Raw genomic sequence first — 15,091 nt, forward strand, 5'->3', positions numbered from 1 at the left:
CAATTGGCCACCACGCGCAGGCATACAGGAAAATTACAGTTTTCCTGTAATCTCGGATCGTAGGGCGGCGAGGGGGAGTTCGACGACGGCAGCAGCCGACCCCTTGGCGCCCGATGCCGGGAGTGGATCCGCGTCGAGGAGGAATGTGATGATCAGTCCAGTCTTCGGAGCGGCGGCGTGGTGACGGGCACGGACATCTCCCCCGCCACCACCCCCCGGCCCGGCAGCGCCGGTGCCACTCTCGCGACGCTCGGCCGGGATCCCCGTACGGGCTGGCCGCCGCACGCCCGCCGCCTGTTCGAATACCTCGCCGCCCGCTACGGCGAGCAGGACGCCCTCTGCACCCTGGCCGCAGGCTGGATCGCACACCAGCGATCCGAAGGAGTCCGCAAGACGTACTCCACCAACTTCCGTATCTTCGAGCCCTACTTGCGCGAGCACGGCATCCACCCGCTGACTGCCGGCTTCCTCGCCGCGGACTCCTTCGCCCGCTACCTGGAGACCGCCCCCACCCTGACCTGGCGCGACGGCCGCCGGGTCCCCGAGGGCCCACCCCGCAAGGACGCCACCCGGCACAACGTCCTCGCCGCCTGCTCCAGCTTCTACGAATACCTCCTCAAAGCCAGAGCGCTCCCCAAGGAAGTCCTCGACGCCAACCCCTTCTCGGGCGTCCTCTACCCGGTCATCGACCCCCTGGAGACCACCACGGTCTCCCTGACGGAAACGGAATGGGCAACCCTCCTCGCAACCGCCCGTGACACCCCCATCTCCCCCACAACGGCGAAGCGCACATACGTACTCCTCTGGTTCATGTACGTCTGCTTCCTACGCATCGACGCCGCACTCACCGCCCGGATCGAGAACATCGGCTACACCGACGGCCACCGCACCATCCGGGTCCGGATCAAGGGCGGAAAGTGGGCGACGAAGGCCCTCCCCCCACCCCTGTACGCGGTCATCACGGACCTGATCGACGGCCGCACCGAAGGCTTCGTCTTCACCACGAGCACCGGCCGCCCCCTGGACCAGCCCTCCGTATGGCGCACCCTGCGCAAACTCGCCCACCGCGCTGGCCTCCCTCAGGCCGACCGAATCCGCCCACACTCCATCAAGCACACAGTGATCGAGCACGCCTTCGACCGCCCCGGAGCCAAAGCCGACCGCATCCAGGAAGCCGCCGACCACCGCGACCCCCGCACCACCATGCGCTACCACCAACGTCGCAAACGCCTGGACCAGAGCCCCATGTACGACATGGCAACCGCCACCGCCGACGCCCTGGACCATCAATAACCTCCTGGCTTGTCGCTCCTCACTGTCCCGTAAGCCGTGATGACGGTATGCGGCTGCTTGGGTCCTCCCCGTTCCCTCCGCGCAGGGGCAGCGTCAGCGCATACCAGACGTATTGGCTGGAGGCGGTCGCCGTCCACCAGCTCCTCGAGAACACCCACACCCGCTACACCGCCTGCGTCCACCAGCACCTCATCCCCGGCCTGGGCAAGAAGAAGCTCGCCAAGCTCACCGCCAAGGACATCCGTACCTGGCTCAACCAGGTCCGCACCACCTGCCAGTGCTGCGCCCGCAACAGTGATGCTGGCCGTGACCAGCCCCGTTGCTGCGCCGCCGGAGCGTGCTGCTCCAAGCGGCTCTCCCCGCTGACGCTGGCGTACATCCACTCCGTGCTGAAGTCCGCTCTGGAGCACGCCGTCCGAGAGGAGGAGATCACACGCAACGTAGCCCGCAACGTCCGCACCGGTACACCGCGTCCTCGTCGGTTCGAACCGCTCACGGCAGATGAGGCCCGCCAGTTCCTCGATGCCGCCCGCGATGACCGGCTGTTCGCGCTGTACGAACTTGCCCTGCGCACCGGACTGCGCAAGGGCGAACTCCTCGGCCTCCAGTGGGAAGACCTCGACCTCCAGACAGGCACTGCCAGCATTCGACGCACCCTCCAGCGCACCCAGACCGGCGGGCTCACCGCCCTGCCCACCAAAACCCGAGCATCCGAACGACGCATCGCCCTCCCCAGCGAGTGCATCCACTCATTCAAGGAACACCGCGAGGTACAGGAACGAGAACGAAAGGCAGCAGCGGAAGACTGGAGGGGCAACGGCCTCGTCTTCAGCACGCCGGCAGGAGGGCCGATCGATCCGGCGAACCTCAGTCGCAGTTTCCGCGCCCTCCTCGATCGGGCAGGGCTCCGCCGCATCCGCTTCCACGACCTCCGGCACTCCACCGCCACACTCCTCCTGGAACAAGGAATTGAACTCGTGGTGATCAAAGAACTCCTCGGCCACGCCCACATCGGCGTCACCGCCACCGTCTACGCCCACGTCCGGCTTCGACTCCAGCACGACGCCATCGACCTCCTCGGCCACACGCTCCGCAACCACACGGAGCTCACCACACAGCCTGACGCCAGCGCCGACCCTACGTCTTGCGCACCGCCCGTCCGCTGACGTTGCCGTCAACTACTGCCGTCACCCCACGCAGAAGCCCCGCCAGGACACACCTGGCGGGGCTCATAGTTTGCTGCCGCTATTAGGGCATATGCCCTTCGCGTAGAACTTCCTCGGCCTCTTCCAAAGCCTCACTGGAGACGCGCCGCAATTCACCTTCAAATCGCGAGATCGAAAGACCGAGGAACTTAATTACCTCCTCCGACGAGTCAGCCAGTTGAGGAATCAGGAAGCAGACCTCTCGGAAGAGCTCAGAGTCCTCCCCGTCAGCCTCTCGGAGAATCTCCGGTAGGAGATCAAGGATTCTTTTTCTACAGTACCCGGCAACATCTACTAGAACTCCGCCAACAAGCAATTGGAGTCCAGGAGACCTGGCGCTGAGGATCGATTCAAGCAAGGCGACGGAGTCTGCACTAAGACCCCCTCCGGACTCTACGTGCTCCGCGATGATGTCGACGCACGGAGCGGCGGCACTATACAGCTGCCCCTGATTAGCGACCTCACAGTAGAGTAGCCCACCTGCGCGGTTGCGCTCCTCTGCATCTCTCCCGAGCAGTCGCTCAAGATGCCGTCGAAGTTGGCTAGAGGGAACACTCAGGGTCGTGAGGGATTCCCAATCCCACTCTTCGGACATTTTCACCCCAGATCACTCTCCCATGTAGTTCCAGGCGCGAACTGATCGCGAGTGGTTCGACTTTCGCAGCGCTGACACACAGGAGCAGGAGTGCGCTTCAACGGTCGAAGCGGCACGCTATAGACAATGTCTTCCGGCTTCGCACCTCTGGCGACAAGATCAGCTCGGCAAATATCCTCCGCGCAGAAGGCCCCGTCCCCGGTCTTCTTCATGCCGACTGCTACGTTCCCGGTTTTCCGGTCGACAGCGGCAGACCCCATTGCGAATTCGCGAATCTTGGAACGAGACATTGTTGAATGCATTTTGTCGAGCTCGTCGGACAGTGCCTGGTTCGCCTTCTCTGAGGCTTCACCGTAGCTGAGCTCACAATTGTGAACGAGTACTGGTGTAGCCCCCGCCAGCACATAGTACGTGTGGAAGTCGTCGACGGTGAGGTTGTGGGTGGTGACGGCGTAGGGGTAGTTGTGTGTTGCCGTGACCGTGAGGGTGGTGCCGTTGGGCTGGCGGAGTTGTTCGCCGGTGGTGAGTTCGCCGGCGTCGACCCACTGGTGGCGGGTTTCGCTCCAGTAGGGGTGGTGGTAGGTGGAGGTGATCTTTGCGGGCGGGCCGCGGGGGGCTGCCTCGTCGGTGAGGGTGAGGTCGGTGAAGTCCTTGTCGTCGGGGGTGGTGATGGTGGTGGTGACGGTCTTGGGGCGGGTTTCGCCGGTCTGCGGGTCGGTGGCCATGACCACGTCGCCGTCCTTGACGTCCTCGATGGACTTGGCCGTGCCGTCGGCCATCAGGACCTGGACGCCTGTGGGGAAGCTGTTACATCCGGTCACAGCGTCGGGGGCGTCGCCTCCGCCGCCGGTCTTCGCTGCGTCGGCTTCGTCTGCTGCGGCTTTGGCCTCGGTTCCCGCGCTGTCGCTGGCGGATTCCTTGGCGGCTTTCTCTGATGCGGACTTGGCTGCCTTTTCTTCGGCGGCGCGGGCTTCCTTTATTGCTTTCTTGGCGGTGCTGTAGGCCTCCGCGGCTTTCGCAGCTCCGCGTTCGGCTTCGTGGATGGCGTCGTAGGCCTTGTTTACTTCTTTGTAGATCTTGAAGGCCTTGATGCCGATTTTGACGGCCTTGAAGAGTTTGCCCCAGGGGACGAAGTTCAGGGCCGTGTTGATGCAGGCCATGACGTCGCCCTTGGTGAAGCAGTCACGGGCGTCGTTGTATCCGATGAGGTCGCCGACCATGTCGACGACCTCATCGATGAGATGGTCGCGCTTCTTCTTGGCGTCGTCGACCTTCTTGTTGGCTTTGTCGACATCCGTTTGGGCGGTCGTCTGTGTCTCGCCCTTCGAGATGCTGGCTGGGTTGACGCCCTGAGAGATCGCTGCCTTCTCGCAAGCGGCAGCAGACGTGCAGTCGTCCAGTTTCAGCCCCGACGGGTCGGAGGCGTTGATCGGGCTGTTGTTGGAGTAGGCGTAGGCGTTCCACTGCTGTGGGTCGCCCGCGTCGATGATCGGGTCGGGGCTGATGAAGCGGCCTGTGGTGGGGTCGTATTCGCGGGCGCCGAGGAGAGTGAGGCCGGTGGCCTTCTCCTTGGTGCCGCCGACGAATCCCTTGTCGCTGGCCCAGGTGCCGGGGGCGGGCTGGGTGCCGCGTTCGTTGCCGAAGGGGTCGGATGCGCGGCGGACGTTGGTGAGGTTGGTGGCGTTGAACTGGACTCCGCCGGTGCCGTGGTGGTCCGCGCTCTGGTAGGTGAGCGTGGACGCACCTGCCGTGGTGGTGCGGGTGATGGAGAGGCCGCCGGGGGCGGCGTAGGTGCGGGCGTTGGAGACCTTGCCGCTGGCGGTGTCCAGGGTGATCTGGTCGGTGCCGAGGTTGAGGGTGGTGCTGGTGGGGTCGCGGCGGATGAGCTGGTTGCCGCCGGTGTCGTAGAGGTAGCTGGTGCCGGCGCTCTCGCCGGTGCCGACGATCTTGTCGAGCTTGCCCTGGCCGTTCCAGGTCAGGGCCTTGGTACCGGCGGTGGTGGTGATGCCGGCGGTGTTGCCGCTCGCGTCGTAGGTGTAGGAGGTGACCTTGGTGCCCGCGGTGCTGGTTTCCGTGGAGGTCATCAGCGCGTGCGGGCCGCCCGTGCCGCCGCCCGTCTTCGGGTCGGAGGACGGGGCGTTGGGGCCGGTGCCGAAGGTCTGGGTGACCGTCGTGTCCTTGGCCGCGTTGCCGGTGACGTCCTTCTTGACCAACTTCTTGCGGTTGCCGAGGTTGTCGTAGGTGTACTGCTGCCAGTACGGGGCCGGGCCGCCCACGCTGGGCTTGCCCGTGCCGTCGACGGCGGGTCCGGTGGCGTTGGTGCAGCTTCCGATGCCGCGGACGCTGGGCTGGGGGGCGGTGGTCTGGGTGCCGGTGTCGGTCCAGGCCTGGGTCAGCCGCCCGAGGTAGTCGTGGGTGAAGCACTGCAGGTCACGGGCCGTGCCGTTCTGGGTGTCACCGATCGAGGTCAGCTGGCCGACCTGGTTGTAGGTGTAGTCCACGACATCGACGCTCGCGGCGGCACCGGTCTGTGCGTCCAGGATGGAGCGGACCGGACGGCCACTGCCGGCGTCGTAGTCGGTCGTGGAGACGATCTGCGCTCCGGTGTTGCCGACTGTGGTGCGGATCGGCCGGGAGTAAGGGTCGTAGCGCATGTCCACGACGTACGGGGTCCGGGTGAGACCGATCTTGCCGTCGAGCGAGGTGAAGTTGCCGGCGATATCGCTGCCGAACGTGAGCGTCTCGACGCCGAGGCCTGCCTTGGGGATGCCCGGCAGGGCAGTCGTCATCAACTGCCCGTAGGCATCGTACTTATTGGTCGTCTGGTAGGTGCCGGCCAGTTCCTTTTCGGCTGCCGGGATGGTGACCTTGGTGCCGAGGGGGCGATAGCCGCCGTCGTAGCCGGTTACCTCGGAGACGTAGGCGCTGCCCGTATTGCCGCCCACATAGCGGGTGGTGGCATCGGGCTTGCCGAGTGCCTTGGCATCGTAGGTGAAGGCGCCGACCTGCTTGGCCGGGTCTACCGCAGTGCCTTCATACGTCGCGATGGTGCGGCCGAGAAGGTCAGCGACCGTGGTGGCGCTCTTGCCGCGGGCGTCCGTGGCGGTGACGAGGTTCTTGCTCTCGTCGTAGACCGTGGTGCTGGTGCCCGCGTCGGGGTCGGTGGTCTTCACCGGACGGCCGAGGAGGTCGTAGGTGAAGGTCCACTCGTTGCCGGCGGAGTCCTTGCGCGACAGCTCCTGGCCCTGGGTGTTGGAGACGTAGGTCGTCTCGTCGTAGACGCCGGTGGGTGTGTTGGTCTTGTACTGGCGCAGGACGGAGGTGAGGCCGTTGGTGACGGTCGCCGTGGCGAAGCCGCCGGCCGGCGGGGTGGTGCGGGTCTCGTCCGCGCCGGGGTACTGGGTCGTGGAGCGGGACTGCTCCACGCCGAACGACTGGAAGATCGATGCCATCGTGCGGCCGAGGCCGTCGAAGACCTGGACGGTTTGAGCCGGGATCTTGCTGTCGGGCTGGACACCGCCGTTGGGCAGGAACAGCGCCGCGGACGGTGAGTCCTGGTCCGTGTAGTAGGCGGCGCTGGTCTTGGTCTGCCAGCCGTGGGAGTCGAACAGCGCGTCCGTGATCATCCGGCCGGCTACACCCGAGGGGGTGCTGGCCTGGGTCTGGCGGACCCGGCCGAGACCGTCGTAGATCGAGTACGAGGACGTATAGGAGCCGTTGTTCATGAGCGCCTGGCTCAGAACGGCGGACGGCGCGTTAGTACCGTTCATCGAGTACGAGTACTTGCGGACCGGGAGGTCCTTTGTGGAGTCCTGACCGGGCTGCCAGATCGACACGACCCGACCCAGCGCGTCATACGCGCGCTCGGCGACGTGGCTGTTCTCGTCGGTGGTCTTCAGCGGCTGCGAACGGCCGATGTCGAGGGTGGTCGTCGACTTCCAGCCCAGCGGGTTTGTGTGCGTGACAGAGCTGGGCAGGACGCCGGTGGCCGGGGTGTACTCGGTCGTGGTGACCGCGCCGCCCGGATGGGTGGCATCCGTTCGGACCTTGTTGGTGTTGCTGGTGACACGGCCGTAGGCGTCGTACGTGGACGTGGAGTTGAGACGGTAGACCGGCTTGCCGGTGCCGTCGTACTTCTCCAGGACCTCCGTGCCCGTGCCGTCGGCCGTCGCTCCGACCTTGCCGTAGGCGAGCCCGTCGAAGTACGAGCGGGTGTCGCCGACGGTGTTCGCGGCGGTCGGGGTCTGACCGCAGACACCGGAGATGACCAGGGTGCGGGAGGCGAGCTCAGTGACGGCACCGCCGGGTCCGGTTGGGTACTCGAAGGTGGTGCACAGACGCTGGTCGGTGCGGGAGATGTCGCTGTTGTCGTCGACCTGGAGGGGGCGCGTCGTGAGCGTGGTGTCATACGTCGACGACCGCTCGCCGGTGCGCCACGTGCCGTTGGCGAGCTTCGCGCGGCTGGTGACCTTCGCGGTGTTCACCGCGCGGGCGGTGATGGCGGGCATGCCGGCGGACTGGTTGCGGGTCGCGGTGACCGGGCCGACCCACGGCGTGGTGACCTCGTCCGAGACGACGGCTCCGCCGTCACGGTCGTAGGTTTCGCTCTGGCGGACGAACCCGGACAGGACCTCCTCGTCCTTGATGCTGCCGCCCTGCGCATCGGAGACGTTCACGCTGCGCGTGGAACCGTTGGCCAGGACGTCGCCGTCCATACCGCGCAGGTATGTCGTGACGCTCTTGGTCCGCGGGGCCTCGCTCGCGTTGCCGTTACCGGTGCGGGTCGTCACCGTGGCGAAGCCGCGGAACTGGTCCCAGGTACGGGTCTTGGGGTCGGTGAACTCCGAGTCGTTGCGGTGCCAGGCGATACCGCCACCGTACTCGTAGTCGGTGACCGTGGAGACCTGGCCGCCGACCTTGTCCTGCTGGGTGACCGACTGGACGACCACCTTGTTGAACCAGTCGTTGACCGGGTCAGGGTAAGACTGGCCGGGCAGGTACCACTTGACCGGCATGCAGGCCATTGTGTTGCCGTCTTCGGAGGACGGCATCGTGCCCGCGAGTCGCGAGCACTCGGGGGCCTTGTAGGCGACGTTGATCTGGCCGCCGGTCTCGGTGGTGATCGTCTGGATCCGCGGACGCCGGTAGCTGGGGGCGGAAGCCTCCGTGCCGTCGGGACGCTTGACGACACCGTCCACGCGGTTGGGGATCTGCACCGCCTGGAAGAAGACCTCGGGGAGCTTGATCGCGGTCTTGTTGTTGGAGCCGGTGCGCTGGATCGAGTCGATCCACAGGGTCGGGGAGGTACCGTCACCCGGGTCCTGGAACGACTGCTTCAGGTCGTAGGTGTCGACCCGGCGGTAGTCGGTGCCCGTCCACACCTCGGTGTAGATCTGCGGGAACTTCTTCGTCGTGAAGAACGTCGGCGACAGGTTCAGGCACTGACCGGTAGCCGGACACTCCTGGTCGATGGGGGTGTCGGGCCAGGACTTGGCGTTCGCCTTGATCCGCTGAGCGGGGTCCGTGCAGGTGACGGTCCCGATCACGACACAGCGCTCGGCGTTGGTGATCGTGATCTGGGCGGCCGGCTTGACCGTGCCCTTCGCGGCGATCTGGTCGGGCAGGCGCTGGCCGTAGCCGATCCAGGTCGGGTAGCTACCGCGCTGGTACTTCGTGTTCGTGCCGGTGCCGTTGTTCTGGCCGCCGCCACGCCCGTAGAAGTTGTCCTCCTGCTCGTAGCGGTAGGTCACCAGGTTCTGGTGCGGGTCCACGACGTAGTCGAGGTTCCACTGCCAACCCAGCTGCTGCCACGAACCGTTCGCGGGAGTCTCCGCGCCCAGGCACTTGTCCTGACCACTGTTGAAGTACACCGGAACCGTCGAAACCGACTTCGCTTCCGGGTCGGTGCCGTCACCGCCGGGCAGGCGGTTAGCGCCGAAGTAGTACTGGGTGCCATCGGTCGTGGTGACCTTGAAACCCTCACCCTTCCAAGCAGCATTCCGCTGCCCGGTCAGACGCTCGATCTTCGTCCCGTCCTCACCCTGAAGGTGATAGACACACGTCGTGTCGTCACGGACGATCTGACCCGCGTGACCCGCCAGGCTCAGGGACAGGATGTCGCCCGCCCAACACTCGTCACCGGACTCCGCGATCCCCGCGTCCTTGCAGCCCTTGTACGAGCGCGAGATCGAGCCGGGGCTCCAGTCCCAGCCCTCACCGAAACCGGACGCCTGCGCATTCGTCGACGCCGTACGACCATCGATCGAGGAAGAGTCGTAGCCCAGGCCCACACTCGGCCCCGGGCCGGCGATGGAAGAGGGAACCTCCACCGTGTAGCCGTACGTGAAGTTCGCGGCGTTCGCCCCGGACTGCCACGAGGCGGAAGGCGCCAGCGGGGTCGCAGTGTAGTCACCGCTCGCACCCGACGGACCCGGCTCCACCGCGAGCGCCATCGCCTGTGGCGCCAGCACTCCGGAAGACATCGGGGACACGGAGGAAGGCGAAGCCGACTTCAATGCCTTGGTGTTCAGGGGCGCCGTCGCCTTGGGGACGTCGACCTCCGCGACCAGGCGGCCCGACGCGTCCCGGTGGGAAGCGACCGGGGTACGAGTCGTGCAGCCCTCGGCGCCGGGGGTCGTCAGCGCACAGTCGGGAAGCCGCACCACACGCGCACGGTCCCCCCAGTTCGCACCGGTCGTCTTCGACCATGCCGAGACGTCGAAACCGACCTCGACCTTGCCCGAGACAGCCGTACCCACGGCGTCCGTCAGGGCGACGAGCGCACCGTCGACACCGGCCGCACGCGTCTTGGCCTCGTCCTTGACCTCTACCCGCAGCGAGCCCTCGCCGGGTCCACCAGCACCGGCAGCAGGCGCGGTGGCGAGCTCGGAGAGCTTCGCGGAAGGCTTCGAACCGGAGCGTGCGGAGAGCCAGACCGGAAGCTCGCCTGCCTTGACGGGCTTGGTGGCGGAGCTGGCTTTCGATTCACCGGCCGAGCCGAGCGGAACGGTCGCGGCGCCGGTCGGAGCCTTTGCCTTCGCGTCCGGGTTCCACGGCTTGCCGGCCGGAGCCTTGGCGTTGACCGGCTTGGAGTTCGAGCCCTTGACGGGCTTGGTCTGGGGTAGCGCCGTCTGCGGCGGCACCCACACCTTCGGCGGCTTGGCCGCCGCTTCGGCCGCGGGCAAGCCCAGGCCGGAGATGAGCACCGCGAGCACGGCGATCATCGCTACACGTGGTCTCTTCGCGCGTACGCGCAAAGACAGACCACCCTGACGAGACAACAAAATCCCCCCACAGGAAAGGAATGAGAAGAACCGGATCTGGCTGAGTCCGGATCAGGCGACCCTTAAAAGACTGGGCCCAGCCCGAAAGGGCCTGATCCATCGGATTCAGGCCCTCTTGGCCACAGCTTGGGTACATCGACCGCCGACCGTCCCCCTCATCACGAGAGGGGCAGTCGGCAGCAGCGCTGGTTACAGGTACCAGCTCTGGGGCGGGTGGTTGGGGTTGGCGACGTGCGTCCACTGCTGCGCGGGGGCGCCGTCGATCTTGCTGGAGTTCTCGATCTCCAGGGTCTTGCCGCTGTTGACGTTGGTGATGTTCAGGTTGCCCGTGGTGCCGATGGACTGAAGGGTCCAGCGCTGGGTCGCGATACCCCCACAGGTCCACTGCTGGGCGCGGGCGCCGTTGTCGGGGCTGGAGTTGTTGATCTCCAGGCACTTTCCGCTGTTGGCGTTGACGATCTCGTAGACGCCCTCGGTCGTCGTGGGCCGGAATTGCCACTGGGCTCCGGCCTGGCCGAGGCAGGCCCACTGCTGGGCCACCGCGCCGTTGTCGGGGCTGGAGTTGTTGATCTCCAGGCAGGAGCGGCTGCCCACGTTGTGGATCAGACCACCGGCCGGCAGCGTGGGTGCCTTGCCGTTGTCGGGCAGCGGGGCGGGAGCGGGCAGGGCGGCGGTGCCGAGGCTGGTGGTGGTCCAGCGCTGGGCGTCGATGTCCGCGCAGTCCCACAGCTGGAGCTGGGTCTTATTGGCGAGGGTGTTGTTGTTGCGGTCCAGGCAGCGCTGGGCGTTGATGTTGAGGTATCCGCCGTCGGCGCGGACCTGCCACTGCTGGTTCGGGGTGCCCTTACAGGTCATGAGCTGAATGAGGGTCCCGTTGGCCGTGCCGCTGTTGGTCGCCTCTACGCACTTGCCCTGGATGCGCAGGGTGCCGTCGTCACGCGAGGTGATCTGCTGCGCGGCGGTCTGGTTGCAGGTGTAGATCTGGATCTTGGTGCTGTCGGCGGTCTGACCGTTGTCGGTGTCGATGCACGTGGTGGCAGCGCTGGTGACGGTGACGGGGCCGGCCGCGTCGGGGGCGGTGATGGAAGCCGCGTACGGGTAGACGGCGAGGTTGCTGACGCCTCCGTAAAGGCCCTGCCCCATGGGGCTCGGCGCACCCTTGGCCTGGAAGCGGCCGAAGACGAGGGGGCCGCTCGGTGCGGGGCTGTTGGTCTTGCTGTGCTGCCCGGAGCCCACCAGCACGCCGTTCGCATACAGGCTCATCCGCCCGGTGGTCGCGTTGTAGACGGCGGTGAGTCGTGTCCAGACGTTGGGGTTGATGCGAGCCTGGGCGTTGATGGTGTCCGTGTTGTCGTACTGCCAGCCGGACGTGGGCTTGGTCGGGTTGGTGAGGGCGAAGCGCCAGGTGCTGCCGTCGGGGTCGGGGTAGAGGAGGAAGTCGCTGCGCTGGGTGCTGGTGTTGTCCTGGCTGACGATGACGCCGCCTGCACCCGAGGCCTTTGCCCAGGTGCTGATGGTGAAGCTGTTGCGGGTGTCGATCACTGAGGCGGAGGCCGTGAGGGTCGACGAGGGGCCGCTGAACGCGGCGAAGCTGGTGCGGCGTCCGTCGATGGTGCCCGTCGGCCAGGTGAGGTTGGCCGCGGTTGCCGGGTAGGAGCCGGTGTTGCTGGCCACGGTGCCGTCAGCGGTCTGGCCGGTCAGGTCCCATCCCGCGATGGGCCTGTTCAGGTTGCCCTGGGGTGTGGTGGTCGCGGCGAGGCCGGTGACGTCGGGGTGGGGCACCTGCGCGGTGGGTGCGGTGCCGATGCCCTTCCAGGAGACGAGCTGCTGGTTGGTGTCAACGGCCCACAGGTCCGGGATGCCGTCGCCGGTGAGGTCGCCGTCGGAGCCGACGCGCGGGAAGCGCGCGGGATCAATGGTTGCCAGGACGGCTCCCTGGGCGGGATTCGCGAACGCGCTCAGGTCGGGAGCCTCGGGTGTTCCCTTGACGGGAAGGACACGGATGGCCCCGTCGGACTTCGAGCGGGCCCACAGCGTCGGCAGGTCGGTGCTCTTGGCGCGGCCCGGGGTGATCAGCTCGTAGCCGTCCCACTGCTGGTCGTTTGCCGAGAGCAGGATCGCCTGGGAGTCGACCTGGTTGGTCGGACCTGCCAGGCCCAGCCACAGCCGCCCGTTCTCCACGTAAAGGAGGGTGGAGCGGTGGAGGGCGTACTGGCCAGTGCCGGCCGGGATGGCGGAGTCGCCCTCCAGAGGGGCGCCGAAGGCCGCGATCTGGGTGACCTTCGACCAGTCGGATCCGTAGCCGTACTCGGAGCAGGGCACGCTGGTGGAACCGTCCGACATGACGCAGTCGGTGGGCTTCCTCACCTCGAGGCGGCCTTGACCGTCAAAACGTCCGCTCTTGGGATCGTTGGGGTAGAGGTAGAGCTTGGTGTCGCCGGGCTGGTGGGCGATCAGGTCGTCGACGTTCTTGTAGCCGAGGCTGCCCCGGTGGGTGGTCTGGGTGTTCGTCCAGCCGTTCCCGGTCGGAGACGATTTGAAGCCGGCCCGGGGGTCGGTGTCGTCGGCCGTCGCGAAGGGCGCGTTGGGTGCGGTGTTGGGGTCGGTGCCGCCGCTGATCCGGCGCAGATCGCCTGCGGAGTCGGGCAGCAGGGCGTCCGGGACATTGTCGCCGCTGACGTCACCGAAGACGGGCTTGGTGGGGTTGTTCGGGTTGGACGGTGCGTAGTAGCTGTACACGGCGGGCTGGGACAGGTTGCCCGCGTCGTCCTGCGTCTGCAGGTAGACGAAGTTCGTGCCCCACTGCGCGGGCGTGACCTGGATGTCAGCCGTGCCATTGGCCAGCTTGACGATGCCAGCCGTGGTGTCGGTGCACTTCCAGCCCGTCGCCGCGGCCTTGACAGGGTCGGTGGTCCAGCGGGCACAGGCCAGCCCCGAGGAGCGGCCGCCACCGACGGGAGCGGGATCGGTCCCGGTGAGGGTGAACGTTCCCGCCTCGCCGACGTACTTGACCGGCTTGGCGTTGAGCGTGCCCGAAGCCGGGAAGTCGGTGGACACGACCGCGGCGGTGGGCGGTGTGCGGTCGACCTGGAAGTAGCAGGGGGTGCTGGGGTCGCTGGCGAGCGTGTCGTCCGTGGTCTGGGCCTGCCAGCCGTAGCGGTGGCCGTCGGTCAGGGCGCCGGAAGTGACCGTGACGTCTCCGCTGGCCACCCAGCCGGTCGCGAAGTTCGAGGTGCTGTTGCCGTTGTCGTTGTCCCAGAGCTTGAAATTGGTGTTGAGGGTCTGGCCGGTGGGCGAGTCGGCATTCACCGTGAGTGCGGTGTTGGTGTTGGCTCCGAGCCAGCCTGCGGTGTTCCACGGGCTGCAGGGCGCGTAGCTGTTGGTGCTCGCGAACCCGGGCGTCGGCCCCGTGCGGAGGTTGGTCACCTTGGGCTTGATGTCGTACGTGACGACGAGGTGCGGGGCCTGGCCGCTCTTGGCGCTGAAGCGCTGGCGGTAGTACTTGTTGAACTCGTCGTCGGGGGCGAAGCCGAAGGTGAAGTTGGACCAGCCGTTGGCGACGGCCGTCTTGATGGTGTCGCGTACGCCGTAGTCGATCTCGCCGGTACCCGACCACCACACCGTGCCGATGTTCCGGCAGCCGGCCATGACAGAACCGGTACCGCACGGCTGGCGGTTCCAACTGGTCGGGTCGCTGATGGTGCCCGTGTCGTACAGGCTCATCGGGGTGCTGGTGGACGGGCTGGCGGAACTGACGATCGTCGCCTTCAGCCGTGCTTCGAGCACCACCGCGGACTGGTCGTGCAGGAAACGCGGGATGCCCACCTGGAAGTAGGCACGGCTGCGCCCCTCGATGGTGCACGGGGGATTGCCGCTGATATAGCCGCAGTAGCCCGCGGCCGGGGTGTCCTGCCCGTACTGCGTGCCGTTGTATTCGTTGGTGGTCGGGTAGGCCTCCTGGACCTGCGCCCAGGCCTCCATGCCACCGTCCGTGGTCGGGTTCCAGCCCGGGTCGATGAACCAAGGACCGGTGCCCTTGCCGAGAGCCTGCGTGTCAGGGGCCAGGTCGATGCCGCCGCTAGTGGCGGTGGCCGCGACCTGGGCCACGGTGGCGCCCTCGCCGGGACCGTCGGAGGTGGAGGCGTCCGGGGTGGCATCGGCGGTCCCGGCATCGGCGGCCATGGACCGGGCCGAAAGCCCGCTCGGAGCCTTCTGCGCGGCGGAGTCCCACATCACCGGGGCGGGGGCGGTGAAGCGCGCCTTCCCGTCCGTGTCGGCGGCCCGGAGGTTGCCTGCCGCGTCGGCGTTCACCGTGAGCCCGTCGGCCACCACGTTGAGGTGCAGCTTCTTGACCGTGGGGTTCGCCGCGGCCTGTGCGGTGCGCACCACCAGGACCTGGCGCCAGCCGCCGAGCGTGGTGGCGGTCAGCTCCAGGTCGACGTCGGGCAGGACGTTCTTGTACAGGGCGCTGTCGCCGTTGAGCTCGGGCTTGGGGAGCGCGAACGGCGCCTTGATGGCGAGCTTCTTGCCGTCACCCGTGGCCATGGTGGCCATCGGACCCTCACCGCCGCCGGAGAACGCCAGCTTTGACGGCACGGCAGCCGGGGCGATTGTGCCGTCAGGGTTGGCACGCAGAGTGGTGTCGATGCCCTGCCAGGTGCCATCGGCCTTGCGTAGGCGTTGTGGAACGGGCGAGGCGTCGGTGCCGAGAGTGC

At 66.9% G+C, this 15,091-nt stretch carries 5 protein-coding genes; 2 read left to right on the forward strand and 3 right to left on the reverse strand.

Going from position 1 to position 15,091, the window contains the following annotated elements:
* The first annotated feature begins 177 nt into the window (after positions 1–177).
* Positions 178–1,293 carry a tyrosine-type recombinase/integrase gene (locus tag OHU74_RS36805; RefSeq protein WP_331721193.1) on the forward strand — a complete coding sequence of 372 codons (1,116 nt, stop codon included), beginning with the start codon at positions 178–180 and terminating at the stop codon, positions 1,291–1,293.
* A 47-nt stretch (positions 1,294–1,340) separates the two neighbouring features.
* A complete protein-coding gene (locus OHU74_RS36810; RefSeq protein WP_331721194.1) occupies positions 1,341–2,459 on the forward strand; it encodes a site-specific integrase in 1,119 nt (372 codons plus the stop codon).
* An 82-nt stretch (positions 2,460–2,541) separates the two neighbouring features.
* On the opposite strand, the gene OHU74_RS36815 is transcribed toward OHU74_RS36810, so the two are convergent.
* The 3 genes from OHU74_RS36815 to OHU74_RS36825 form a co-directional block, all read right to left on the reverse strand.
* Positions 2,542–3,093: a hypothetical protein gene (locus OHU74_RS36815; RefSeq protein ID WP_331721195.1), complete on the reverse strand. Its 552-nt coding sequence runs from the start codon at positions 3,091–3,093 to the stop codon at positions 2,542–2,544.
* A gap of 2 nt (positions 3,094–3,095) precedes the next feature.
* Positions 3,096–10,316 (reverse strand): polymorphic toxin-type HINT domain-containing protein, encoded by a 7,221-nt coding sequence (locus tag OHU74_RS36820; protein ID WP_331721196.1) that lies wholly within the window; start codon positions 10,314–10,316, stop codon positions 3,096–3,098.
* A gap of 249 nt (positions 10,317–10,565) precedes the next feature.
* The gene (locus OHU74_RS36825) at positions 10,566–14,972 is read right to left on the reverse strand and encodes an RICIN domain-containing protein (RefSeq protein ID WP_371619899.1); all 4,407 of its coding nucleotides are present in this window, start codon (positions 14,970–14,972) and stop codon (positions 10,566–10,568) included.
* Between the last annotated feature and the right edge of the window lie 119 nt (positions 14,973–15,091).

The organism is Streptomyces sp. NBC_00454 (assembly GCF_041434015.1).
In the GTDB taxonomy this organism is placed as follows: Bacteria; Actinomycetota; Actinomycetes; order Streptomycetales; family Streptomycetaceae; genus Streptomyces.

Excerpts from the sequence above, each read along its gene's own strand:
- OHU74_RS36810 (WP_331721194.1), top strand. The coding sequence starts at position 1,341 with ATGCGGCTGCTTGGGTCCTCCCCGTTCCCTCCGCGCAGGGGCAGCGTC.
- OHU74_RS36815 (WP_331721195.1), bottom strand. The coding sequence starts at position 3,093 with ATGTCCGAAGAGTGGGATTGGGAATCCCTCACGACCCTGAGTGTTCCC.
- OHU74_RS36820 (WP_331721196.1), bottom strand. The coding sequence starts at position 10,316 with ATGATCGCCGTGCTCGCGGTGCTCATCTCCGGCCTGGGCTTGCCCGCG.